Genomic DNA, 22,574 nt, shown 5'->3' with positions numbered 1-22,574 from the left:
TGCCATGAGAGGCATGCGACCTTCGCGAGGGAATGGAACGCCGGCGATGTTAACTCTTGATCTTTGGCCCTCCTGCATCCACCTAACACGAGAAGGCCGAGGTGCCCGATTTCTGTGCTGTAAAACTCCCGTCACAACGGTGGTAGGCGGAACGATCCCCGGTCGTTAATATAAGATTCGCGGTTGGCCGATTGGCGGCCGCGACATGAAAGGTTGGACAATGGCCAAAATAACCAAGGCTCCCAGCGACGGCGTCTTCGCAGTCCTCCCACTGCGCGACATCGTGGTGTTCCCGCACATGATCGTTCCGCTCTTTGTCGGGCGTGAAAAGTCGATCAAGGCGCTGGAAGAGGTGATGGGTCAGGAAAAGCAGATCCTGCTCGCCACCCAGATGAATGCCGCCGATGACGATCCGGAGCCCGATGCCATCTTTGATATCGGCACGCTCGCCAACGTGCTGCAATTGCTGAAGCTGCCCGACGGCACCGTCAAGGTGCTGGTCGAAGGCGCCTCGCGCGCGAAAATCACCGCCTTCACCGACCGTCCCGACTTCCATGAGGCCCGCGCCACCGCGCTGGTCGAGCCGGAAGAGGAAGAGGTTGAGGTCGAGGCGCTGGCTCGTTCGGTCGTCACCGACTTCGAGAACTACGTCAAGCTCAACAAGAAGATCTCGCCCGAGGTGGTTGGTGCCGCCAGCCAGATCGACGACTATTCCAAGCTCGCCGACACGGTCGCTTCGCACCTCGCCATCAAGATCCCCGAAAAGCAGGAGATGCTGGCCACGCTCTCGGTCAAGGAGCGGCTGGAAAAGGCGATGGGCTTCATGGAGGCCGAAATCTCCGTCCTGCAGGTGGAGAAGCGCATCCGCTCGCGCGTCAAGCGCCAGATGGAGAAGACGCAGCGCGAATACTACCTCAACGAGCAGATGAAGGCGATCCAGAAGGAGCTCGGCGAAGGCGAGGATGGCCGCGACGAGGCCGCCGAGATCGAGGCCCGCATCAAGAAGACCAAGCTCTCCAAGGAGGCTCGCGAAAAGGCGGAAGCCGAATTGAAGAAGCTGAGGACGATGTCGCCTATGTCGGCGGAATCCACCGTGGTGCGTAATTATCTCGACTGGATCCTGTCGATTCCGTGGGGCAAGAACTCCAAGGTCAAGCAGGACCTGGCGTTCGCGCAGAACGTGCTCGACACCGACCATTTCGGTCTCGACAAGGTCAAGGACCGTATCGTCGAGTATCTCGCCGTGCAAAGCCGCCAGAAGAAGCTCAAGGGGCCCATCCTGTGCCTCGTCGGCCCTCCCGGCGTCGGCAAGACCTCGCTCGGCAAGTCGATCGCCAAGGCGACCGGCCGCGAGTTCATCCGCATGGCGCTGGGCGGCGTGCGTGACGAGGCCGAGATCCGCGGCCACCGGCGCACCTATATCGGCTCGATGCCCGGCAAGGTCATCCAGTCGATGAAGAAGGCGAAGAAATCCAATCCGCTCTTCCTGCTCGACGAGATCGACAAGATGGGCCAGGATTTCCGCGGCGATCCGTCGTCGGCTTTGCTGGAGGTGCTCGACCCCGAGCAGAACTCGACGTTCATGGACCACTATCTGGAGGTCGAGTACGACCTGTCGAGTGTGATGTTCGTGACGACGGCGAACACGCTGAACATCCCTGCGCCCTTGATGGACCGCATGGAAATCATCCGTATCGCCGGCTACACCGAGGACGAGAAGATCGAGATCGCCAAGCGGCATTTGCTGCCGAAGGTGGTGCGCGATCACGCGCTGCAGCCGAAGGAGTTCTCCGTCAGTGAGGACGCGATCCGCGCCATCATCCAGACCTACACCCGTGAAGCGGGCGTCAGGAGCCTGGAGCGCGAGCTGATGAAGCTCGGGCGCAAGGCGGTGACCGAGATCCTGAAGACGAAGAAGAAGACTGTGAACATCACGGCGGACAATCTCGCCGATTATCTCGGTGTTCCGCGCTTCCGCTTCGGTCAGGTCGAGGCAGACGACCAGGTCGGCGTCATCACCGGACTTGCCTGGACGGAAGTCGGCGGCGAGCTGCTGACGGTCGAAGGCGTCATGATGCCCGGCAAGGGCCGCATGACGGTGACCGGCAATCTGCGCGACGTGATGAAGGAATCGATTTCGGCGGCGGCCTCCTATGTCCGCTCGCGCGCTCTCGATTTCGGCATCGAGCCGCCGCTGTTCGACAAGCGCGACATCCACGTCCACGTGCCGGAGGGTGCCACGCCCAAGGATGGGCCGTCGGCCGGTGTGGCGATGGCGACCGCGATCGTCTCCGTGCTGACCGGCATTCCGGTCAGGGCCGATGTCGCCATGACCGGCGAGATCACGCTGCGCGGCAGGGTGCTGCCGATCGGCGGTCTGAAGGAGAAGTTGCTTGCCGCACTGCGCGGCGGCATCAAGAAAGTGCTGATCCCGGAAGACAACGCCAAGGATCTGGCGGATATTCCTGACAACGTGAAGAACGGTATGGAAATCATCCCGGTCTCGCGGGTCGGCGAGGCGTTGCGCCACGCGTTGGTGCGTATGCCGGAGCCAATCGAATGGGTCGAACCGGTCAATCCTCCTGCCGCGACGGATACTGCGGATGACGCCGGAAAGTCGCTTGCGCATTAGTTCTTGCTAAAGTTGCAGCGCACAAACAGAAAGCCGGGCCTCGCGCCCGGCTTTTTCATGTGAAAAACCCCGGAATTCCGGGCTTTTTTCCATTCTTTCCCGGCTTTTCGACTTGGTTGCGCGAGCGCTTCTTTCTAAAGTCCGTTTCCTGCCGGATGAGTCGAGAGTTCCGGTGTTCTCATGGAAGGGAATTTTTATGAACAAGAACGAACTGGTGTCCGCTGTCGCCGACGCCGCGAGCATTTCGAAGGGTGACGCGCAGTCGGCTGTCGATGCGGTATTCTCCGTCATCACCGGCGAACTGAAGAAGGGCGGCGATGTCCGGCTTGTCGGCTTTGGCAATTTCACCGTGTCAAAGCGCGCAGCCTCGACCGGCCGCAACCCTCAGACTGGCGCCGAAGTAAAGATCCCGGCGCGCACCGTGCCGAAGTTCTCGGCCGGCAAGGGTCTCAAGGACGCCGTCAATTAAGCGCCTTTTTTAAATTTCAAAATATCAGAAAAGCCGGGCAAGCCCCGGCTTTTCTTTTGCGCTCGTGCCGGTCGATAGGTTCGCGATTGCGAGCTACCCGGTTGGCGCGTCCGCCCGCATCAGGCCGGCCTTCTTCAGGTCGGCCCAGAGTGCCGCCGGCAGTTTTGCATCGAGCAGTGACCGATTGCTTTCGACCTCGCTTGGCCGCTGGCCACCGGGGATCACCGACACGACGGACGGATGCAGCAACGGAAACTGCAACGCTGCCTCGATCAGGCGCACGTCATGCCGCCGGCAGACCGCCTCGATGCGCGCCACCCGGTCGAGCACGTCCCGCGGCGCTTCGGTGTAGTTGTAGAAGGCACCCGGCTTCGGCCCCGTGGCCAGGATCCCGGAATTGTAGGGGCCGCCCAAAACGATGCCGATGCCGCGCTTCTGGCAGAGTGGCAGGAAGGATGTCAGCGCCTCCTGCTCGAGCAGCGTATAGCGGCCGGCAAGCAGGAACAGATCGAAATTACCGCGCTCGGCCAATGTCTGGGCAACCTGCCATTCGTTGATGCCGCCGCCGAAGGCCTTGATGACGCCCTGGTCGCGCAAGGCAAGCAGTCCGTAATAGCCGGAGCGCATAAACTCCTCTATGCGCTGGTCGGACGCTTCCTTGCTGCCATGGGTGAAGATGTCGACGTCGTGCACGAACAGAATGTCGATGCGGTCGACGCCGAGCCGTTCCAGGGACGCTTCGAAGGAGCGCATCACGCCGTCATAGCTGTAGTCGTAGACCTCCTTACGCGACGGCGTGTCGAAGAACTTGCCGATGCCGGTGCGCTCCTGCGGCGGACAGGCGCGCATGATGCGGCCGACCTTGCTCGACAGCACGTAGTCGTCGCGTTTCTTGCCGCGCAGGAAGGGGTTGAGCCGCGTCTCCGACAGGCCAAGCCCATAGAGCGGCGCGGTGTCGTAGTAGCGGCAGCCGGTCGCCCATGCAGCCTCCAGCGTCGCATTGGCGTCCTCGTCGGAGACGGCGCGGTAGAGGTTGCCAAGCGGCGCCGTGCCGAAGCCGAGTTCGGTGAAGCTGATACCGCCATTGCCGATGCGGTCGAAATGCCGTGTCTTCATATCCTGCCGTTTGCCTCATTGACTTGTCTGACATGACACTATCATGCTCGTGGCACAGCAAAAGCGCGCAGGGGGCGTTGGACACGGATTTTCGCGGTGGTAGCATCAATAAAAACAAGCTGTTCGGGAGAGACGTGACCGGGAATTTCCACTCTTCTTCGACCTCGGATCGTTGGACGGCACCGTCGTGGGCGATGCGGGCTCGCAGATGTTCAGGACCGCTCTGGACGAGCTCGGCACTGTGCTGGCGCGCGTTGACGACGGCCGGATCGATGCCGTCTGCGAGATGCTCGCAGGAGCACGGCAGATCGTCGTCTATGGCTGCGGCCGCGAGGCCTTGCAGGTCAAGGGCTTCGCCATGCGGCTCCATCATCTGGGCCTGCCGGTGTCGGTGGTCGGCGACATGACCACGCCGCCCGTGGGGCAGGGCGATGTCTTCCTGGTCAGTTCCGGGCCTGGAGAAACCGCGACCGTGCTGACCCTGATGCAGGTGGCGCGCCAGGCCGGCGCGACGGTTCTGCTTCTGACCGCCCAGCCGGGCGGCAGTGCAGCGCGCTTGGCCGACTTCACCCTGCTCGTGCCGGCGCAGACCATGGCCGACGACCAGGGTCCGCAAAAAACATCGGTCCTGCCGATGGGATCGGTGTTCGAAGGCGCGCTGTTCCTGCTGTTCGAGGTCATGGTGATGAAGCTCAGGGGGTTGACCGCGGCCTCGCCGGAAGCGATGCGGGCCCGTCACACCAATATGGAGTAGTGCGATGCGCTATGTGCTGATGCTGCCGCACCAGATCCGCAAGGCGATCGCCCAGAACTGGCCGGTCGCGCTGCCGCTCGGCGTGCTCGAATACCATGGCGAGCACATGGCGGTGGGCATGGACACGCTGGCGGTCGTCAAGACGCTGGAGCTGTTTGAGAAGGAGCGGGAGATCGTCATCCTGCCGCCCTTCTACTACGGCGCAGCGAGCTACGCCGTGGCGCCGCCGGAGGGCACAGGCTCGGTGCAGGTTGGCGGCAATCAACTGGCGCCTTTCGCGGAGGAACTGTTCTATAGCCTTCTGCGCATCGGTTTTCGCAACGTCCACGCCATCATCCACCATCAGACCGAGAATTTCGCCGCCGGCATGCCGACCGATCTCGCCTTCAAGGCCGCCGGACGTCAGGCGATCTTCCGTTTCCTTGAGAAGGAACGAGGTGAAGGCTGGTGGGGCTCCGAGGCGATGGCCGCCTACTATGCCGAGCATGCCGAGGGCAGCAATTTTTTCAACTGGGTGCAGGTGCATCCGCTGATGCCGGCCGAGATGAACGGCAAGTACCCGTTCGACCATGCTGGGATCGGCGAGACTTCGCTGATGCTGGCGCTATGCCCTGAGGCTGTCGATGCCGGCCATTTCGCCGACAATACGAGCTGGTATACGGCCAGTGCTCCGGATGCCTCGGCTGCGCTCGGAGCAGAGGGCGTTGCCATGATCATGGATCACCTGCGCACGATCCTGAGGGGCTAGCGCGGTTCTTCCTTCTCCCTTGTGGGAGAAGGTAAGGACGGCGCCGCCTATTTCACCGCTCCCGCGGTCATGCCCATGATCAGATAGCGCTCCAGCGCGATGCCGATGACGGCCAAGGGCGCGATTGCCGCCGTGGCAAGCGCTGCCATCGACCACCAGTTGATGCCTTGCGAACCGGTCTGGCTCGCCACCATGACCGGAATTGTCTTGGCGTCGGTCGAGGTCAAAAGGGCGGCGAAGAAATACTCGTTCCAGCACAGCACCATCGCCAGGATGAAAGCGGCGACCATGCCGGGCAGGGCGATCGGCATGACGATGCGAAAGAACGCGCCCCAGATCGACAACCCGTCGACGAGGGCCGCTTCCTCAAGCTCGACCGGGATGGAATTGAACTGGTCGCGCATGATCCAGATGACGATCGGCAGCACCATCAGCGTGTAGAGCAGGATCAGCCCGATGCGCGTGTCGAGCAGTCCGACTTCGCGGTAAAGCACCAGGAACGGCAGTGCGAGCACGACTGGCGGCAGGATGAGCTGCGACAGGAAGAAGAAGGAAATGTCCTCGTTCTTGAACCAGGCGAAGTGATAGCGGTAGCGCGTGAGGCCGTAGGCGGCGAGGCTGCCGATGACGATGGCGAGGCTCGACGCGCCGACCGAAGTGATGACCGAATTCATGAAGCGCTTGAAGAATTCGTCGCGGACGGTCGACGTCTGGAAGATCGAATCCGGCGACAGGCCAAGCGATCGCCAGCCCTTCCAGTCCGGCTGGAAGTCGACGAAGGGGATCAGATGCCCCTGGGTCACGTCTACCGCCGACTTGAACGAGGTCGTGATCGTCCAGTAGATCGGAAAGAGGCAGATGAAGGCCCAGAACACAAGCGCGCCATAGATGAAGACGCGGCTGGTGATGAAGCTCGCCGGTGAGCGGATTTCGGAGACGGTATAGTCGGTGGTCTGAACGCTCATGATCCCTGCCGCACTAGTTCACATTGCGCACGAAGCGGTTGGCGACCTTCAGCAGCCAGGTCACGAACACCACGATGATGACGAGATAGGCCATCGCCAGCATCGTGCCGTAGCCGACATTGGAACGGTCCCGGTACTCGCGATAAATAAAGCTCGACACGGAATCGGTGGCGCCGCCCGGACCACCCGAGGTGACCGTGATGATGATGTCTGCCAGTTTCAGCTTGAAGATGATGCGCAACACGACGGCGGTCACCGACACCGGCAGCATCAGCGGGAAGGTGACCTGCCAGAAGGTTTGCCAGGCCGTGGCGCCGTCGACGCGCGCGGCCTCCAGCACCTCGCGCGACATCGCCTGCAAGCCGGCAAGCAGCATGATCATCATGAAGGGGATGAAGGTCCAGGCGTCGAGCATCATGATCGAGATACGGGCGGTGATCGGGTTGGAGAAGAAGGCGGGGTTGTCCCAGCCGAGGTGGCGGGCCAGTGTCGCCGCCGGCCCGAACCGGTACTCCATCAGCGATTTGCCGATCATCCACGAGACCGCGACCGGTGACAGCATCAGCGGCATCAGGAAGACGACGCGGAAGAATTTGCGCGCCCGGATCTGCGCGTTGAGCAGCAGCGCCAGGCCGAAGGCGATGACATATTCGACCAGCACCGCCAGCACATAGAGCACCATGTTGAACAGCGCGTTGCGATAATAGGGATCGCCGAGCATCTGCCAGAAATTGTCGAGCCCGTTGAACTTGCGGCCCGAGAATGAACTCAGGTTCCAGTCGGTCAGCGCGATGTAGAAGCCGAACAGGGTCGGGAAGATCACCATGGCGATGGTGAACAGCAGCGCCGGCAGCAGGAACAGCGCCCGCTGGCCGTCTTCGCCGCGCGTCAGCACCTGGCCGACGCCGAGCGCCACGCCCCACAGCACATAGGCGTAGACCACGGGCCGCCATGTCTCGAAGCCGATCGTGTCGACCTCGCTCTTGTAGAGGATTTGCACCAGGATCGTTGCCAGAAGGCCGAGCGTCGCGACGGCCATCAGGGCCCAACCAAGCCGTTTGCGGCCGGGCGGGATCAGATCGGTCGGTACGGAATTTGCCGGCCACGCATTCGTGGTCGAAGTCTGGTCAGCCACGCCTCTTGCCTCTTTTGCGCAAATGACCGGCCGAAGCCGGCCGAGATACGGCCCGGCGAACAGGTTCCGCCGGGCCATAACGCCTGCCTACAGACCGAGCGAGGCCTTGTAGAGCTTGATCTGGTTGTCACGGCCGATCTGGTCGGTCAGCTTCTCCCAGGCCGCGGCAATGGCATCTGCGCCCTCCTGGGCCTTCATCTTGCCGGCGAAGGTGTTAGCCAGAATGTCCTCGGCGGCTGAATAGTATTGGAAGATGCCGGGAATGCGTGGCTCGATCGCCGCGTTCGGGTGGTTGTAGCTGTCCGATTCCGACTTGAGATAGGAGGTGATGAAGGCTTCGTCATAGCCCGCCGCCACCCACTCCGGAATGTCGAAATGTGAGTTGCGGTAGGGCTGGAAGCCGGACGGGTACATCGCCGTCCAGATCGACAGGTCCTTGCCGCCGAGATGGGCGGCGGCGGACCATGCCGCCTTCTTCTTCTTCTCGTCGCTATCGACGCGGGCCATGACGTATACGCCCCAGCCGAGATAGGCGCAGTTCGGCGCATAGTTCGGTCCGCTGGCGAGTTTGTCCCACTGCCCGGTCTTGGAGTTGTAGACATCGTCGGAGCCGGGCAGGATCGAGAAGCCGGTGACGTCGCCCACGACGGAGGAGTCGTTGGTCTTGACGTTCGAGCCGACATCGCCCCACCAGGTGACCATCGAGCCGGTGCCGGCCAGGAACTGCTGGAAGGCGGTGGTGTTTGGATCGGCGTTGATCTGGTCGGCAGGCTCCGAAGGCAGCGCGTCGATCACGTCCTGTATGGCGCGCACCCAGGCCGGATTGTTGATGCGCGGCTTCATCGTGTCGGCGTCGAACAGCCAGGCCTTGTCGTCGGGGTGCTTGGCGTAGGCGGTGGCGCGGCTGCCGAGGAAATAGAAGCCGAATCCGCCCCAGGGTTTCGGCGCGTCGAGATAGCCGTAGACGTCCTGACCCTTGACCTGCTTGCCCTTGAGGAACTTGGTGACCGCCTGGACCTGCTGCCAGGTCTTCGGCACGCCCCATTCACCGCCGCCGCCGCCGTCCTTCCAGGCCTTGGCGAGGTCGGCATCGGAAAACACATCGGTGCGGTAATTGAAATTATGCGCGTCGCCGTCGACGGTCACGCGGTACTGCTTGCCGTTCCAGGTGCCGACAGGCGGCTTCAGATAATTGACGAGGTCGTCGAAATCGATCTGGGTCTTGACCCAGTCGGGCATCTCGGACGTGAGGCCCTTGCCGCAGACGTCGCCCTCGAACGGCGCGCCCATCTCGATGATGTCGAAGTCGACCGTGCCGGTGGCGATCGACTGCTGCAGGCGGGCATTGTAGTCGGCCTGCGCCAGATCGATCCAGTTGATCTTGGCGCCGGTATAGGTTTCCCAGGGCTTCAGGAAGCCGCGGAATAGCACATTGTGCAGGTTCTGGTTGTTGAGACCCATGAAGGTAAGCTCGACGCCGGCGAATTCGGCTTCCTTGACATTGGCCTTGGTCGCCTCGAGACAGAGCTCGCCGACCTTCTGGAAGTCGGCGTCGGTCGGCTGACCCTTGCCCACGCCGGGGATCTGCAGGATTTTCGAGCGCAGCTCACTGGCGGCGGAGGCCGGGCGCGTGAGGGCGCCGAGCCCGGCGCCGGATGCGGCAGCGATCGCGGCCATCGAGGCCGCGCCCTTCAATATGTCGCGTCGGGTTGCCCCCGCGCGGACCAGCGTTTCGTAGAGACCTGTTTTCATCGATGTTCCTCCCAGAATATCTGTTGTGAATGCGGCCAAATTTCTCAGGCGCTGGAGCGCCAAACGATTCTCCCGGTTCGGAAACGAACGATGCAGGACCCCACCTGCTCGATTGAAGTTCCGTTTTTTTGGTTCGGGCAACCGGTATTCGGACCAGCGCCCGTCACTATTCTCGCAACCAAACGCCGTGTCAACGAGACCGGGTTTTTGTCGGGAAGAGACCGGCTTGCCCTGGCAGGTCGCGTTGGTTAGCTTCTGCGCATACGGCAATGGAGCCGATGGGGGAGATATGGCTCAAGTCGCGATCAGCAAAGTGGCCAAGGCGTTTGGAACCGTCAAGGTTCTGCACGAAGTCAGCGTCGATATATCTGACGGCCAATTCGTGGTGCTGGTCGGTCCTTCGGGTTGCGGCAAGTCCACGCTGCTGAGAATGGTGGCGGGGCTGGAGACCGTCTCCGGCGGCACGATCGCCATCGGCGACCGTGTGGTCAACCACTTGCCGCCGGCCAAGCGCGACATCGCCATGGTGTTCCAGAACTATGCGCTCTATCCGCACAAGACAGTCGAGCAGAACATGGCCTTTGCGCTCAAGCTGCGCAAAACCGATCCGGCCGTGGTTGCCGAGCGGGTCAAGCGCGCCGCCGACATCCTCGACCTCAACCCTTATCTGAAACGCTATCCCCGGCAGCTTTCCGGCGGCCAGCGCCAGCGCGTCGCCATGGGCCGCGCCATCGTGCGCAACCCGCAGGTGTTCCTGTTTGACGAGCCGCTCTCAAATCTCGACGCCAAGCTGCGTGTGCAGATGCGCACCGAGATCAAGGAACTGCACCAGCGGCTGAAGACCACCACCATCTATGTCACGCATGACCAGATCGAAGCCATGACCATGGCCGACAAGATCGTGGTGATGCGCGACGGCCGCATTGAACAGGTCGGCGCACCGCTGGAACTGTTCGACCGGCCTGCCAACTTGTTTGTCGCCGGCTTCATTGGCTCTCCGTCGATGAACCTGCTCAAGGGCGTCGCGCGCAAGGGCGGTGTCGACATCGCCGGCGCTCTGTTCCCGGTCGCGCCCGGCAGCGCTGCGGAGGAAGGGCGCGCCGTCGTCTATGGCGTGCGGCCGGAGCATCTCGAGATTCATGCCGATGGCGTGCCTGCCAAGATTTCGGTGGTCGAGCCGACTGGCTCGGAAACCCTGGTCTTCCTGCGTTTCGGGGACGGCGAGATGGTGGCGCTGTTCCGCGAACGCCACGACTTCAAGCCCGGCGATACGCTCAAGCTCAGGCCGCGGCTCGACCACATCCATCTGTTCGATGCCGAGACCGGCAAGCGTCTCTGATCTCAAACTCATTTCACGAGGAATATCATGCTCAAAGGGATCAATCCGCTCCTCAATGCCGACGTGCTCCAGGCATTGCGGGCGATGGGACACGGCGACGACCTGATTATCGCCGACACCAACTTCCCCTCCGATTCGGTGGCGCGCCAGACGGCGCTCGGGCGGCTGCTGCGCATCGACGCGCCGGCGGCGCAAGTCGTGAAGGCGGTGCTGTCGCTCTACCCGCTGGATACGTTCGTCGACGATTCAGCCGCGCGCATGGAGATCGTCGGCAAGCCGGACGAGATCCCGCCCGTTCAGCAGGAAGTGCAAAAGGAGATCGACGCCGCCGAGGGCAAGCCATGGCCGATGCTGCCGGTCGAGCGCTACGCTTTCTACGAGCGCGCCAAGCAGGCTTACTGCGTCATCCAGACCGGCGAGCGCCGGTTCTACGGCTGTTTTGCCTTCCGCAAGGGCGTGGTCCCGCCGGATGCGGAGTAGCGGCATGGTGGCCGGCAAGCCGATCGTCATCCTCGGAGTCTTCGTCGCCGACACGGCCTATCGCGCCGCGCGGCAGCCGCGCATGGGCGAGACGATCCTTGGAACGTCCTTCACCCTCGGTCCCGGCGGCAAGGGTTCGAACCAGGCGGTTGCGGCCGGTAAGCTCGGCGCCGAAGCAACCTTCCTCACGCGCCTCGGCGTCGATGCCTTCGCCGACATGGCCAAGCGCACCTGGAAGGACGCCGGCGTGAAGAATGCCGTGATCGACACGCCCGACAGCTATACGGGCGCTGCCTATATTTTCGTCGAGGAGGGCACCGGCAATAACGCCATCATCGTCAGCCCCGGCGCGGCGATGCTGATCTCGCCCGACGACATCGAGGCCAATGCCGCCCTGATTCGTGGTGCCGGCGTCTTCGTGACGCAACTCGAACAGCCCATCGAGGCGGCGCTGCGGGCGTTGGAGATCGCGCGCGGGGCAGGGGTGACGACCATCCTCAACCCGGCTCCGGCGGCCAGGCTCCCCGACCGCATCTATTCGCTCTGCGACTACCTCACGCCCAACGAGACCGAGACGGAGGAGTTGACCGGCACGAAGGTCGCCTCGGTCGATGACGCCCGCGCAGCCGCCGGCAAGCTGCTCGAAAAGGGCGCCGGCGCCGTCATCGTCACGTTGGGAGAGAAAGGCGCATTGCTGCACACGAGGGATCGGTCCGAACATGTCGCCGCCGTCAGCGCCGGCCCGGTGGTCGAGACCACGGGAGCCGGCGATGCCTTCAATGGCGGCCTGGCCGCCGCGCTGTCGCGTGGGATGGAGCCCCTGCAAGCCGTGCGCTTTGCTTGCGCCGTTGCGGGCATTTCGGTGACGAGGCCAGGCACCGCGCCGTCCATGCCGGACTTGCACGAGGTCGAGGCGCTGCTGGCGAGGGGCTGAGGCGTTTGAATGAAAGGCGCCTGAATGGTGGGCGATGACGGGCTCGAACCGCCGACATCTTCGGTGTAAACGAAGCGCTCTACCAACTGAGCTAATCGCCCGCTCCGGGCCGGACCTTTAAGCGGTCGGGGCCAGCTTCGCAAGGCCAAATGAGCGTGGGACGCCGTCGTTGCGGGCCGTATTTGCGAACAACACGCCGGCTGTCAAAAAACCTTCTCCAGTTTGATGTTATGATGGTTTCGTGCGCTTGACACCCGGTGGCGAACCCCTTATCCAGCGCCCAACGACGAACACGGCTGACACGTGCTCGTCAATGCGCGGGTGTAGCTCAGTTGGTTAGAGTGCCGGCCTGTCACGCCGGAGGTCGCGGGTTCGAGCCCCGTCACTCGCGCCATTAGTTTCAAGGGGTTAGCTACCGCCCCTTGAAAAAGTTTCAACTCTCATTTTCCGGAGAGTTTCAACTTTTCGTATTCATTCCGTTCCTGGCCGAGCAGTTTCCTGCCCCTACGTCGGGCTGCGCAGACGGCTACCAGATTGACCGGCATGTACGTCTTCTGGAGCGCCTTGTTCTGGTCGATTGAATTGGCCATCTTGGCCGAGATCGCCTCGATCGAAGCGCCGCTGGCGCGGCGTTGGCCTCGACCGCACCGGAACGCCCAACGTCCATGAACCGGGCGGGCCGAGGGGGGACGCATCGCGATATTCAAGCGGTTCAACCGCTACGGCACCGGTATAGTCTCGGTTTGTGTGAAGACTGCATGTCCGGCCGTGAACACTACGGTATTGGCTAGCAGCGGAGAAATGCCCCCATCGTGCGGATAGACAAAGAATTTTTGCGGGCGCACGCGGATGCTTTCACAGGATCCTGTTAGGCAGGGCAACAAACTCAGACCATCGTGAGGTCGGTTAGGCTGGTGCCCGATCGCGTCCATTATTGTGGGATAGACGTCGATCAACTGCGATTCTCCGTCAGATACCGCAAAATCAGAGTCCGATTGAGAGGGCTTAATCATGAGGGTTGCCATCGACCTGCTTTCAAATGCTGCGGTGGTGCCTCCAAATGCGGTGATGCCGGAGTGATACGGCGGACTCATCTCTGAGCCACCGAGTCCATTCAAAAAGCCTGCCCACCCGGACCCGTGGTCAGATTGTATGACGATAATGGCGTCGTCATAGCGGTCCAGTCGCTTGAGCTCTTGCAAGAACTCCACAACAAGCTTCATGGCGCAACTGGCCTGAGACCTATAGGCAGCCTGGACCCCGACCGCCGCACGTTCGGGATCGACCATGCAATTTGCATCGAGCACGTAGGGGCCATGAGGAAGGATCGCTTGGAACAATGTGTATCTACCGCGTGCGGCAAACCGCTGTTCATTCGCGATCAGATATTTCATCCCCACAACAGCCTGAAATGGATGGACGCCTTGTTCTACGGTCTTCGGGATGTAGCTTTCCGCTTTGCGCTCAAATACTGCGCTAATCCGCTCGCCGGCCGAGTGTCCCCACCCCAAGGCCTCATTTGTCAAGAAATTTGGAAACAATTTTGCAAACAATAATCCAGAAAATTCGACAATTTGCGGGTGTTTGAGCGAGTATTGGTACTTGGTGATCTGCTCTGGCGTGAAAAATACATCTGCAACATTTGTCTGCAATATCTCCGGAAGCCCCACAACATCAACTGCGTAACCATCCGTCCGAAGATCTTTCAGCAATCCTTGATCGAAGGCTGCTCTCCAGGCGGGAAAGCTTCCGCTCCGAAATATGGTACCGGTCAGATAGCTCGCAACCGACGATAACGTATACGGATAGTTTGAAATATTCCGGCGCATAAACGTAAACCCGCGAAAAATGCTCCGGTCATTCATCTCTTCGATGGCGGCAAGTGCAAAATCTGACTGCATCTCATCGAGATGAAAGTGATATATATTTGGAAGGTCCGAGCGGCCATTTATAGACAAGCCGGATTTAGGAGAGTTTTCGGTTTCAGCCGGTGGCACTGGCAGGCCCGCAGCAACAGTGGCCAATCCGGCAATTAACGCGATCGATAGGATGGCAAAAACCCGAACCAGCGTGCCTAGAGTCGTAACTGCACCCACCGCCAACAGCGCGACCAAGATGGCAACTTCTACCGCAGTGATGGAGATGGGCTCCGGGCTTGCGAATGATGCGCCATCTAAGCGACTCAGCTGAACGGGGGCAAAAACGTCGGCGAGTAATACGAAGGCCCCTAGAAGCAAATACGCCTTTTTTACGAAATCCCGAATTCCGAACAAGGTTAGAGTGGATACAAATATCAAAATAAATGCGCCACCATAAATGAAAATAGTGGGGAGCCAAATATCATACCCCAATTCCTTGGCGTTTTTCGCATAAAGTTCCAATGGAAAAAATACGAAAAGAACTAATATTGGAAACAGTAAGGCGAGAAATGCAGTCGAAATTCTAACAATGCGATTGGCGTTAATACTCATTCGAAAATACCCGATAAAGTACCATCTCTTTTTATTTCATCGCCTATCGAATTGATAAAGTGTACGGCCGGTGGCCGACACTGTTTGTTTCTTCGCAATGCGGGAAACGGACGTGAGTGCGCATTCGAACGAAGAAGGGTTATAATCGGGGAAGATATCCTCTCGAAGAGCAAGCATGTGTCGAATTGTTGGATCATCCTTAGGGACGAACTCGATTATGCCGGTGGGAGCAACGTCAACAATCCATTTGACGGCCTGGTGCAAAGGCACGTTTCTGCCAATGGCAAGATGGTGCTCAAAAGCGAGAGCAAGAACCGCATCAGCTCTGAATCTGGACGAGAAACCCTTTCGTTCCTTCTGAGCCCATCCTTGATCAGGGCTGGGGTTCGCAGCATCCAGCCACAACGGAAGAAAGTTCATTTTAGCTGACGCGGCCCGCGAAAATCCGATGTCGACTGCGGTCTGATCGAAATCGAAGCCAACTACCGCTTTCGCGCCACCCTCCAAGGCGGCGACCGAAAAGTCGCCAGTATTGCAGCCCAGATCGATTGCGGTGGCGACTTGGCCGGATGCCGCGAAATCGTGGATCATTTGCCGCTTTGTCGAGGCCTCTTGACTGGAGTAGGTGTTCATACTCGCGTATGCGCCCCACACAGTCTTGCCGGTGTCGGCCGGCTCTAGGCGTGCGATCCACCGGCGCAATTGGGATAAAATGCCGTGATACCCCGCCCGCGGTAGCTTTCTGCTTCGGCTAACCCTTTTGACAGCGTTGCTGGGATCATTCACGGAGCTCTGTTCAAGGCGACTTTGCAGCGTGACGTGGGTCAACATGTTCCACGAAAATCGCTCAGAAAATGTGAGCAAGCGAGCAAAATCGCGGGTGGAAATGCCCTCCAGCGCACCCCTGAACCATGAATTGTGGGCGACTCCCTTCACAGCTCGGAGAAGCAGCGGATTAAGAAACTGCTCGCAGAATTGTCTGTGACCCGTCCAATACTCCCCGTCCCGATATGGCCTAACAGAGAGGATATCGATGAAGATGGGCTTGGAGCCAACGAACTGCACATTGTAGGCGCTTGCGTCAGAAAGGACAAAATTCTCGGCCAATAGTTGTATTTGCAGGTCAAGATGATGCAGTGCTGCTGCCTTCAACGCACCGAAAGACCATTCGTAGGGATAGCTCAAGAATGGTATCGCTCCGTGTTCCAACACGTAAGCTGGTTTTCCTACGACCTCGGGCCAATCTGCGGGGGCAACCTCACTGGTCCGGACTATTTTATCCAGCTCGGCGTAACGTAGCAGGATGCCCGCATCCCGGGCGGCCTCATAGCTCGCTTTGCCCTGGTCGGTCACTGTGCGGAAAACCCGGCCATCGGAAACAAAGACCGACCCGGAAGGATCTCGGAACGATCCGTCCTCAAAAACTAGTCCTGAACCTTTCATTTCCGGTCTGTACGATTCTTACCGAAAATGCGCGCCAACAGCAGTTTGAGGCGATTGTAATAGATGGTTAACACGGTGGTGCCCGCCGCGACACCTGCAATCAAGCCCTGCAGCAGCATGCTCCCGGTGCCCGGGTCGAGATATGCGTGAGCCGACACCGTCAGACTCAATAAATATAGCATCCCAAGTGAAGCTGTCAGTCTCATCTTGTACAAAGGCCCATACTCCCCATCGGCTCTGCGCGCGGTTGCTGTTTAATGCGCCTTTAATGCGATCCAACGCGTTTGACCAGACATTTGTCACAAATCTTTCACACTTCGAGAAACTTGTGGTGACGGAAATGGCCGCGACAGCGTGTCGCTAGTGAGCCACTCTGTCGCTGTGCGGCGCCAAACATTTCGGATTTTTGCGATCGAACATGTCTCCGCCAAAATGGTCAACGAACGCCTTCGTCGCGGCGGGTCGGCGAAGTGAAGGCGATAGTCCTCATTATTTGCCGCTCTACCATATCGACGGCACGTGCCCGTTCGATGAGTGATGGCGCCGGGGGTTAACACGATTACGTTTGGCATCAGTGGGAGGTCGGCTTCTCGGTTGTTGCCGCTTGGGCGTCGATTGCGTCGCTCCTTGACCTGCAACATCATGGCGTGGGGCTGCTTGAATAACGATGTACTTGGCGCCGTGCCGAGCCAAGGTGGCCGGCGCCCTTTTTTGGGGGCGGGTGGGGTAAACCCGACTTGCAGGACGCCGGCCAGGCGGGTTGGGGTCCGCCAAGAAGTATAATGCCAGAAAACCTTCTGGTTCGATATTCCGCGATAACGGAACATCTGCGCGACATGCGCGAGTTCCAGCCGATCTCAAGGGGCTTGTGGTTCGGCTGTTCATCCCTAGCGTAGATAGCGCATATCGGCTTTCTGGCCGCAGATATTGAAGGTGTAGACGTTGTGCTTCTTGTGCGCCGCGCGCCATCATGCGGACGGCCGGGAGAGGCGGGGAGCCCGTCGACCGTAGGCATAACGGCTCTCGGGAAGACGCCTTTTATGGCAGCTCTGCTATCTACCAGCCCTGCCGACTATACCAGTCGTCGACGTCTCGGCGTACGCGATCCTTCTCGATGCCGTAGCGTTCCTGGATAATGCCCTCAAGCTGATCGCGTTTGCCGGCGATGCGGTCGAGATCATCATCAGTGAGCTTCCCCCACTGCTCCTTGACTTTACCCTTGACCTGCTTCCAGTTTCCTTCGACGCGGTTCCAATCCATTGTGGCTATCTCCTGAATCACACATGGAAGAACGGGTGTATCGCCATGAGGTTCCGGTGGGCCAAATCCCCGTCGATTACCGCCAGCGGGAACGCTGCGGTTGCGCTTGGCATCAGTGATGATGTGCGCCGGCTTTCTTGTTCCCCTCACGCGTTGTTCACGGCGGCGCCAGCCTGAAGTCGCTCCCCTCCGGCAGCAATTGCCCGCCATCGACGACAATCGTGGTGCCGGTGATGTAGCTGGCATCGTCGGAGGCCAGGAACAGGAAGGCATTGGCGACGTCGCGCGGACTGCCCAGCCGGCCGAGCGGAATGGCGTCTTCCATGTTCTTGATGAAGGCAGCACCCCGGTGAAGCTCCATTCCCTCGGTGAGAATGTTGCCGGGTTCGACGCCGTTGACGGTTATGCCGTAGCCGGCGAATTCGAGCGCCGCCGAACGGATCAGCCCGTTTATGCCTGCCTTGGTCGCGGAATAGTGGCCGTGGCCGGGACTGGTGACGTGCGGTCCGGTGATCGAGGAGGTGAACAGCATGCGCCCGCGGCGCTGCGCCTTCATCGGCACCAGTGCGGCGCGGGCGGCATTGAAACTGCCGCGCAGATTGACCGCCATGACGCGATCCCAGTCGTCCGGGCTGGTGTTCTCCAGCAATTGCCAGGGATAAATGCCGGCATTCTGGACGATGATGTCGAGGCGGCCATGGTGCGCGAGCGCCAGCGCGACGGCGGCCTCGACATCGGCCAAAAGCGAGATGTCCGTGCCGATGAAGGCGGCGTCAAGTTCACTGGCGGTCGCTCGCCCCACCTCGATCTCGGTGTCGGCAAGCACAAGCCTGGCGCCTTCTTCGGCGAAACGTTGGGCGATGCCCTTGCCGATGCCGCGCGCGGCGCCGACGATCAGCGCTACTTTGCCCGACAGTCTTCCGGTCTCTGGCCGTACGGTCATGCGAGCCTCTGGCGAATGGTTTGCTTGAAGGCGTCGAGCAGAACCGCCGCCAGCACCAGCAGGCCGTGAATGACCTGGGTGAAGTTGGCGGGCAGGCCCATCAGATTGATCGCCGTGTTGATTGCCGACAAAAGCAGCACGCCGGCATAGACGCCGGGTAAGGTGCCGACGCCGCCCTTCAGGCTGACGCCGCCGATGACGACGGCGGCAAAGGCGTTGAACAGCAGGCCGACGCCGAGATTGGCGGTGGCGCCCGATGTGCGGATGGCGAGCAGCCAGCCGGCAAGGCCGGCTATGGCGCCGGCAAGCACGAAGGCGATGATCAGGTTGCGGTTGACGCGAATGCCGGCGCGGAAGGTCGCCGTCTCGTTGCCGCCGATCATCACCAGATGCCTGCCGAAAGGCGTCTTGGCCATGATCAGCGAGAAGACGACGAAGCAGGCGATCGCGATCCAGGCGGTGAGCGGCAGGCCGATCAGCCGCTGGATGCCGAACCAGCGGATGGCAGGCGCCAGATCCTGCGCCGAGCGGCCGCCCGAAATGACCAGCACCAGGCCGCGCACCCAGATGTAGGAGGCCAGCGTGATGATGAAGGCGCTCATCTTGACCTTGACGACCAGGAATCCGTTGAAGGCGCCGATGACGCCGCCGACGGCAAGCGCCAGCAGCAGCGAGACCGGCACCATCAGCCAGTCCGGATGCAACTGCACGCCGAAGCCGATGCCCGAAGAGCAGAACAGGATGCCGACCACCATGGCGCTGAGCGCAGCCACCGATTCGACCGACAGGTCCATGTGCCCGGCGATGATGACCAGCGCCAGGCCGATCGACATCACGCCTAGCACGCTGGAGGCTTCGATGATGTTGGCGAAAATACCGAGCTGGAAATAGTTGGGAATGAAAAGGGAGAACACCACCAGCACGAAGACCAGCATGAACCAGACGAGATTATCGAGGACGAACTCGAGGATTTGACGGGTGCGGGGGCTCATGGGCTGATCCGGTTTGGGTTCGAATGCCGCGGCGGCTCTATGCCGGGCAATTCTGCCGGGCAGGGCGGCTCCGGGCGGGTGGCCCGGAGCCGTTCTGGGGAAGGTTTATTCGACGGACTTCACGGTGTCCTTCGGCGGCTTCTGGTTGCCCCAGAAGGCCGGGTTGTCGACGTTCTCCTTGGTGATCGCGGCACCCGGGATCTTGATGTTCGGGCCCCAGGCCTCCTTGGTCACCACCGATTTCAGGCCAAGCACGTCATAGTCGCCGGGCTTGATCTCCTGCTTGTTGACGACCTTGTCCATGAACATGGCGACCGCCGCGGCCTGCGCGTAGAGCGGCTGTTCGACTTCGACGTTGAGCCAGCCCTTGCGGATCAGGTCGAGGCCGACCGGCGCGCCGTTCGAACTCATCAGCATGACGTCGCCCGGCTTCTTGCCGGCGGCCTCGAGCGAGGCGACGGCGGCGACCGAAAGATGCGCGGCGTGGCTGAAGATCAAGTCGATGTCGGGGTTGGCAAGCATCTGGTCGGCGACGATGGTGCCGGCGTTGCTGGCCTCCCATTGCATGGCCGGCAGCGAGATGATCTTGACGTCCGGGAACGCCTTCATCTTCTCTTCAAAGCCTTTCTGGATGTCGAGCGTGTAGGGATCGCCGGGGTCGCCGAGCACCTGCAGGATCTTGCCCTTCACAGCGCCGTTCTTGGCCTTCAGCAGCGCTTCGGCCTGTTCGGCGGCGACGTGGCCGATCTCGACAGTGCCGGCTACCGAGGTGAAGTCGGACGGAGTGGAGGTGATCTGGCGATCGAATTCCACGACAGGTATGCCGGCCGCGCGCGCGGCCTCGATCGACGGCTTCAGCGCGTTGAAGTCGACGGCGGCCAGGATGATCGCCTTCGGTTTCAGCGCGATGACGTCGTTCATCTGCGATTGCTGGGCGTCGGTCTTGTTGTCGGCGTTCAGCGTCTTCATCTCGTAGCCGACCTGTTTCAGGAACAGTTCCAGCGCGCTCACCGAGCCGGTCTGGAACTCATCGAGCAAGGTCGGCACCATGTAGTAGACGGTACCCTTGGACTGGGCGAATGCCGGCGTGAGCGTGGCAACTGCCAGTGCCAGGATACCGAGGACAGAAAGAAGTATTCGTTTCATGTCGTTGGCTCCTCTAGTGCCGGACCCCTCTTTTGTCCCTCAGCCCGCCGGTCCGGCACCGGCAAGCGTCTCCCCGGTGATCATGTTGATCACCGCATCGGGACTTGTTTTGTTGCGTGCGACATCGCCGGCCACGACGCCTTGCCGGATCACTACGATCCGGTCTGCGACCTGGAAGGCCTGCTGCATGATGTGGGTGATGATGACGACGCCGATGCCCTGGTTCGCCACCTGGCGGATCATGTCGAGGCCGCGCCGCGTCTGTTCGACGCCAAGCGCTGCGAACGGCTCGTCGAGCAGCACCAGCTTGCCGCCCCAGTGCACGAAGCGGTTGAGCTCGATGGCTTGCCGCTGGCCGCCCGAAAGATGCTCGACATTGGTGCGCAATGACGGAATACGGGTGCCGGCGCTGGCAAGCGCCTTGCCGACCACGGCCTCCATCGCCCGCTCGTCGAGCACTGGAATGCCAAGCACCTTGCGCGTGATCTCACGGCCCATGAAGAAATTGGCCACCACGTCGACATTCGTGCACAGCGACAGGTCCTGATAGACGGTCTCGATGCCCGCCGCCTTGGCCTCGGCGGGGGATTTGGCAAGGAACTCCTTGCCTTCGAACAGCATGCGGCCGGAGGTGGGCTCCAGGCCGCCGGCGATGATCTTGACCAGCGTCGACTTCCCGGCGCCGTTATCGCCCAGCAACGCGACCACCTCGCCCTTGCCGATCGAGAAGCTGATACCCTTCAGCGCCTGGATTGCGCCGTAGTTCTTGGTGACGTTGTCGAGCACCAGCAGGGGTTCGCTCATCAGGCAACCTCCCCGGCTATCAGAATATCGCGGCCGCGTTCGCGCTCGGCGGTGAACATCTGGCCGAAGCGTGGCGACAACACGCCAGAGACGGCCAATGCGGCCGCGCCGCGCAGCACGGCTTGCTGGCCGCCGCCGGCGACGACGATGCGTGGCGTCTTGCGGTCCTTGCGGGCCGAAACCGAATTGTGCAGAGGCGCAGCCGATCTCGCCAGGCGTTCGAGCAGGTCCGGCGCCGCCAGCCCGCCGAGCACGACCGTCTCGGGGTCGAAAAGGTTCTCGATGATGGCAATGGCGTTGCGGAAGATCGGGCCGACCTCGGCGACCCAATCGGCATCGCTGCCCTTCCAGCGCCCTCGCGCTTCGAGCGAGACATAACGTTCGAGGCAACCGCGATTGCCGCACGGGCAAAGCTCGCCATTGGGAACGACGGGAATATGGCCGATCTCGCCGGCATTGCCCCAGGCGCCGCGCAGCACGCTGCCGTCATGCATCATGGCGCTGCCAAGTCCGACGCCGAAATAGAGATAGTAATATTCGGAATGCTGGGCGCCGATGCCGTAGAGGCGCTCGCCCATGGCGGCCGCAGCCATGTCGCCGTCGAAAAAGGCCGGCAATCCTGTCGCCGCCGTCAGCCGCTCGCGCAGCGCCACGTCCTTCCAGCCGGCCATTGTGGTCGGCCCGATGAAGCTCATCGTGTCCACGCCGAACGGGCCGGGAAGCGCCATGCCGATGCCGATGACGCGGCCCGCGGCGCGCGTTCCGGTCAGGTCGCGGACCATGGCGCGGACCTGGTCGAACGCATGATCGGGCGTCGCGTTGGGGGCCCCGCGGTGCAAGCTGTCGATCACGTCACCGCTGAGATTGATCAGCGCCGCGTCGATCCCCAGCGGCGTCAGGTGGATGCCGACGGCATAGCCGCCCTCGGGATTGATGCGCAGCGTCGCCGGTGGCAGGCCACGGCCCTTCGGCTCCTCGCGTACGGACAGGACGTAACCCTGCTCCTCCAGTTCGCGAACGATGGTCGATACGGTTTGAACGGTGAGGCCGACATGCCTGGCGATATCGCCCCTGGCGATGGGACCGTACCGGCGGATCGATTCGAGCACGATGCGTCGGTTGTACGGCCGCCCGAACTCCTGATTGGTCCCTCGCAATGCCATGCCTTGCGTCCCCGGTTGAGGCAAGGTT

General features: G+C 61.2%; 21 protein-coding genes and 2 tRNA genes. 8 read left to right on the top strand and 15 right to left on the bottom strand.

Translation table 11 applies throughout. The annotated features are described in order from the left end of the window. The first annotated feature begins 220 nt into the window (after window positions 1-220). Both lon and FJ973_RS17635 read left to right on the top strand, forming a co-directional pair. On the top strand, window positions 221-2,632 hold the full coding sequence (gene lon / locus FJ973_RS17640; RefSeq protein WP_140493937.1) for an endopeptidase La: 2,412 nt from the start codon (window positions 221-223) through the stop codon (window positions 2,630-2,632). A gap of 196 nt (window positions 2,633-2,828) precedes the next feature. Beyond that, window positions 2,829-3,101 (top strand): HU family DNA-binding protein, encoded by a 273-nt coding sequence (locus FJ973_RS17635; RefSeq protein WP_006201846.1) that lies wholly within the window; start codon window positions 2,829-2,831, stop codon window positions 3,099-3,101. A gap of 93 nt (window positions 3,102-3,194) precedes the next feature. Here the strand turns inward: FJ973_RS17635 and FJ973_RS17630 are convergent, their stop codons facing one another. Continuing rightward, window positions 3,195-4,217 (bottom strand): aldo/keto reductase, encoded by a 1,023-nt coding sequence (locus tag FJ973_RS17630; protein ID WP_140556959.1) that lies wholly within the window; start codon window positions 4,215-4,217, stop codon window positions 3,195-3,197. A gap of 208 nt (window positions 4,218-4,425) precedes the next feature. Between FJ973_RS17630 and hxlB the strand changes: the two genes are divergently transcribed. Together hxlB and FJ973_RS17620 are read left to right on the top strand one after the other, a co-directional pair. Beyond that, complete coding sequence (gene hxlB, locus FJ973_RS17625) at window positions 4,426-4,971, top strand: 6-phospho-3-hexuloisomerase (protein WP_140556958.1); 546 nt, start codon at window positions 4,426-4,428, stop codon at window positions 4,969-4,971. Between the two features lie 4 nt (window positions 4,972-4,975). Beyond that, complete coding sequence (locus FJ973_RS17620) at window positions 4,976-5,719, top strand: creatininase family protein (RefSeq protein ID WP_140556956.1); 744 nt, start codon at window positions 4,976-4,978, stop codon at window positions 5,717-5,719. 47 nt (window positions 5,720-5,766) lie between these two features. On the opposite strand, the gene FJ973_RS17615 is transcribed toward FJ973_RS17620, so the two are convergent. From FJ973_RS17615 to FJ973_RS17605, 3 genes are all read right to left on the bottom strand, one after another. Next, window positions 5,767-6,684, bottom strand: a complete 918-nt coding sequence (locus FJ973_RS17615; protein WP_140515758.1) for a carbohydrate ABC transporter permease — start codon at window positions 6,682-6,684, stop codon at window positions 5,767-5,769. 13 nt (window positions 6,685-6,697) lie between these two features. Beyond that, complete coding sequence (locus FJ973_RS17610) at window positions 6,698-7,819, bottom strand: sugar ABC transporter permease (RefSeq protein WP_140521848.1); 1,122 nt, start codon at window positions 7,817-7,819, stop codon at window positions 6,698-6,700. 87 nt (window positions 7,820-7,906) lie between these two features. Beyond that, window positions 7,907-9,571 (bottom strand): sugar ABC transporter substrate-binding protein, encoded by a 1,665-nt coding sequence (locus tag FJ973_RS17605; protein ID WP_140556955.1) that lies wholly within the window; start codon window positions 9,569-9,571, stop codon window positions 7,907-7,909. Between the two features lie 289 nt (window positions 9,572-9,860). Here FJ973_RS17605 and ugpC point away from each other — a divergent pair, with 289 nt between their 5' ends. The 3 genes from ugpC to rbsK are packed head-to-tail and all read left to right on the top strand — an operon-like array spanning window position 9,861 to window position 12,324. After that, window positions 9,861-10,910: a sn-glycerol-3-phosphate ABC transporter ATP-binding protein UgpC gene (gene ugpC, locus FJ973_RS17600; protein ID WP_140515762.1), complete on the top strand. Its 1,050-nt coding sequence runs from the start codon at window positions 9,861-9,863 to the stop codon at window positions 10,908-10,910. Between the two features lie 27 nt (window positions 10,911-10,937). After that, window positions 10,938-11,390 (top strand): RbsD/FucU family protein, encoded by a 453-nt coding sequence (locus FJ973_RS17595; RefSeq protein WP_140515764.1) that lies wholly within the window; start codon window positions 10,938-10,940, stop codon window positions 11,388-11,390. A 4-nt stretch (window positions 11,391-11,394) separates the two neighbouring features. Beyond that, entirely contained in the window at window positions 11,395-12,324 is a 930-nt protein-coding gene (gene rbsK, locus FJ973_RS17590) for a ribokinase (protein WP_140556953.1), read from the top strand. 25 nt (window positions 12,325-12,349) lie between these two features. Here the strand turns inward: rbsK and FJ973_RS17585 are convergent. After that, a tRNA-Val gene (locus FJ973_RS17585) sits at window positions 12,350-12,425 on the bottom strand. Window positions 12,426-12,641: 216 nt separating this feature from the next. On the opposite strand from FJ973_RS17585, the gene FJ973_RS17580 reads away from it, so the two are divergent. Further along, a tRNA-Asp gene (locus FJ973_RS17580) sits at window positions 12,642-12,718 on the top strand. Window positions 12,719-12,764: 46 nt separating this feature from the next. On the opposite strand, the gene FJ973_RS30955 is transcribed toward FJ973_RS17580, so the two are convergent. The 10 genes from FJ973_RS30955 to FJ973_RS17535 form a co-directional block, all read right to left on the bottom strand. Beyond that, entirely contained in the window at window positions 12,765-12,914 is a 150-nt protein-coding gene (locus FJ973_RS30955) for a hypothetical protein (protein WP_181165118.1), read from the bottom strand. Between the two features lie 129 nt (window positions 12,915-13,043). After that, complete coding sequence (locus FJ973_RS17575) at window positions 13,044-14,795, bottom strand: sulfatase-like hydrolase/transferase (RefSeq protein ID WP_140556951.1); 1,752 nt, start codon at window positions 14,793-14,795, stop codon at window positions 13,044-13,046. A gap of 36 nt (window positions 14,796-14,831) precedes the next feature. Further along, on the bottom strand, window positions 14,832-16,238 hold the full coding sequence (locus FJ973_RS17570; RefSeq protein ID WP_140556949.1) for a 50S ribosomal protein L11 methyltransferase: 1,407 nt from the start codon (window positions 16,236-16,238) through the stop codon (window positions 14,832-14,834). Then, window positions 16,235-16,444, bottom strand: a complete 210-nt coding sequence (locus FJ973_RS17565; protein ID WP_140495002.1) for a hypothetical protein — start codon at window positions 16,442-16,444, stop codon at window positions 16,235-16,237. Before FJ973_RS17565 ends, FJ973_RS17570 begins: the two co-directional genes overlap by 4 nt. Before the next feature lie 850 nt (window positions 16,445-17,294). Further along, the gene (locus FJ973_RS17560; RefSeq protein ID WP_140493912.1) at window positions 17,295-17,498 is read right to left on the bottom strand and encodes a CsbD family protein; all 204 of its coding nucleotides are present in this window, start codon (window positions 17,496-17,498) and stop codon (window positions 17,295-17,297) included. 157 nt (window positions 17,499-17,655) lie between these two features. Beyond that, a complete protein-coding gene (locus FJ973_RS17555; protein ID WP_140522020.1) occupies window positions 17,656-18,441 on the bottom strand; it encodes an SDR family oxidoreductase in 786 nt (261 codons plus the stop codon). Further along, window positions 18,438-19,433, bottom strand: coding sequence for an ABC transporter permease (locus FJ973_RS17550; RefSeq protein WP_140556947.1), 996 nt, complete (start codon window positions 19,431-19,433; stop codon window positions 18,438-18,440). Before FJ973_RS17550 ends, FJ973_RS17555 begins: the two co-directional genes overlap by 4 nt. A gap of 105 nt (window positions 19,434-19,538) precedes the next feature. Next, window positions 19,539-20,579 (bottom strand): sugar ABC transporter substrate-binding protein, encoded by a 1,041-nt coding sequence (locus FJ973_RS17545; RefSeq protein WP_140556945.1) that lies wholly within the window; start codon window positions 20,577-20,579, stop codon window positions 19,539-19,541. Window positions 20,580-20,618: 39 nt separating this feature from the next. After that, window positions 20,619-21,383: an ATP-binding cassette domain-containing protein gene (locus FJ973_RS17540; protein ID WP_140493903.1), complete on the bottom strand. Its 765-nt coding sequence runs from the start codon at window positions 21,381-21,383 to the stop codon at window positions 20,619-20,621. Beyond that, window positions 21,383-22,546, bottom strand: a complete 1,164-nt coding sequence (locus FJ973_RS17535; protein ID WP_140556943.1) for an ROK family transcriptional regulator — start codon at window positions 22,544-22,546, stop codon at window positions 21,383-21,385. The genes FJ973_RS17540 and FJ973_RS17535 overlap by 1 nt, the downstream gene beginning before the upstream one ends. Window positions 22,547-22,574: the final 28 nt, after the last annotated feature.

Origin of the sequence: Mesorhizobium sp. B2-1-3 (assembly GCF_006442495.1) — a bacterium.
Taxonomy (GTDB): Bacteria; Pseudomonadota; Alphaproteobacteria; order Rhizobiales; family Rhizobiaceae; genus Mesorhizobium.
This window is presented reverse-complemented; position numbering and strand designations above follow the sequence as displayed.

Excerpts from the sequence above, each read along its gene's own strand:
- lon (WP_140493937.1), top strand. The coding sequence starts at position 221 with ATGGCCAAAATAACCAAGGCTCCCAGCGACGGCGTCTTCGCAGTCCTC.
- FJ973_RS17635 (WP_006201846.1), top strand. The coding sequence starts at position 2,829 with ATGAACAAGAACGAACTGGTGTCCGCTGTCGCCGACGCCGCGAGCATT.
- FJ973_RS17630 (WP_140556959.1), bottom strand. The coding sequence starts at position 4,217 with ATGAAGACACGGCATTTCGACCGCATCGGCAATGGCGGTATCAGCTTC.
- hxlB (WP_140556958.1), top strand. The coding sequence starts at position 4,426 with ATGTTCAGGACCGCTCTGGACGAGCTCGGCACTGTGCTGGCGCGCGTT.
- FJ973_RS17620 (WP_140556956.1), top strand. The coding sequence starts at position 4,976 with ATGCGCTATGTGCTGATGCTGCCGCACCAGATCCGCAAGGCGATCGCC.
- FJ973_RS17615 (WP_140515758.1), bottom strand. The coding sequence starts at position 6,684 with ATGAGCGTTCAGACCACCGACTATACCGTCTCCGAAATCCGCTCACCG.
- FJ973_RS17605 (WP_140556955.1), bottom strand. The coding sequence starts at position 9,571 with ATGAAAACAGGTCTCTACGAAACGCTGGTCCGCGCGGGGGCAACCCGA.
- ugpC (WP_140515762.1), top strand. The coding sequence starts at position 9,861 with ATGGCTCAAGTCGCGATCAGCAAAGTGGCCAAGGCGTTTGGAACCGTC.
- FJ973_RS17595 (WP_140515764.1), top strand. The coding sequence starts at position 10,938 with ATGCTCAAAGGGATCAATCCGCTCCTCAATGCCGACGTGCTCCAGGCA.
- rbsK (WP_140556953.1), top strand. The coding sequence starts at position 11,395 with ATGGTGGCCGGCAAGCCGATCGTCATCCTCGGAGTCTTCGTCGCCGAC.
- FJ973_RS30955 (WP_181165118.1), bottom strand. The coding sequence starts at position 12,914 with ATGGCCAATTCAATCGACCAGAACAAGGCGCTCCAGAAGACGTACATG.
- FJ973_RS17575 (WP_140556951.1), bottom strand. The coding sequence starts at position 14,795 with ATGAGTATTAACGCCAATCGCATTGTTAGAATTTCGACTGCATTTCTC.
- FJ973_RS17570 (WP_140556949.1), bottom strand. The coding sequence starts at position 16,238 with ATGAAAGGTTCAGGACTAGTTTTTGAGGACGGATCGTTCCGAGATCCT.
- FJ973_RS17565 (WP_140495002.1), bottom strand. The coding sequence starts at position 16,444 with ATGAGACTGACAGCTTCACTTGGGATGCTATATTTATTGAGTCTGACG.
- FJ973_RS17560 (WP_140493912.1), bottom strand. The coding sequence starts at position 17,498 with ATGGATTGGAACCGCGTCGAAGGAAACTGGAAGCAGGTCAAGGGTAAA.
- FJ973_RS17555 (WP_140522020.1), bottom strand. The coding sequence starts at position 18,441 with ATGACCGTACGGCCAGAGACCGGAAGACTGTCGGGCAAAGTAGCGCTG.
- FJ973_RS17550 (WP_140556947.1), bottom strand. The coding sequence starts at position 19,433 with ATGAGCCCCCGCACCCGTCAAATCCTCGAGTTCGTCCTCGATAATCTC.
- FJ973_RS17545 (WP_140556945.1), bottom strand. The coding sequence starts at position 20,579 with ATGAAACGAATACTTCTTTCTGTCCTCGGTATCCTGGCACTGGCAGTT.
- FJ973_RS17540 (WP_140493903.1), bottom strand. The coding sequence starts at position 21,383 with ATGAGCGAACCCCTGCTGGTGCTCGACAACGTCACCAAGAACTACGGC.
- FJ973_RS17535 (WP_140556943.1), bottom strand. The coding sequence starts at position 22,546 with ATGGCATTGCGAGGGACCAATCAGGAGTTCGGGCGGCCGTACAACCGA.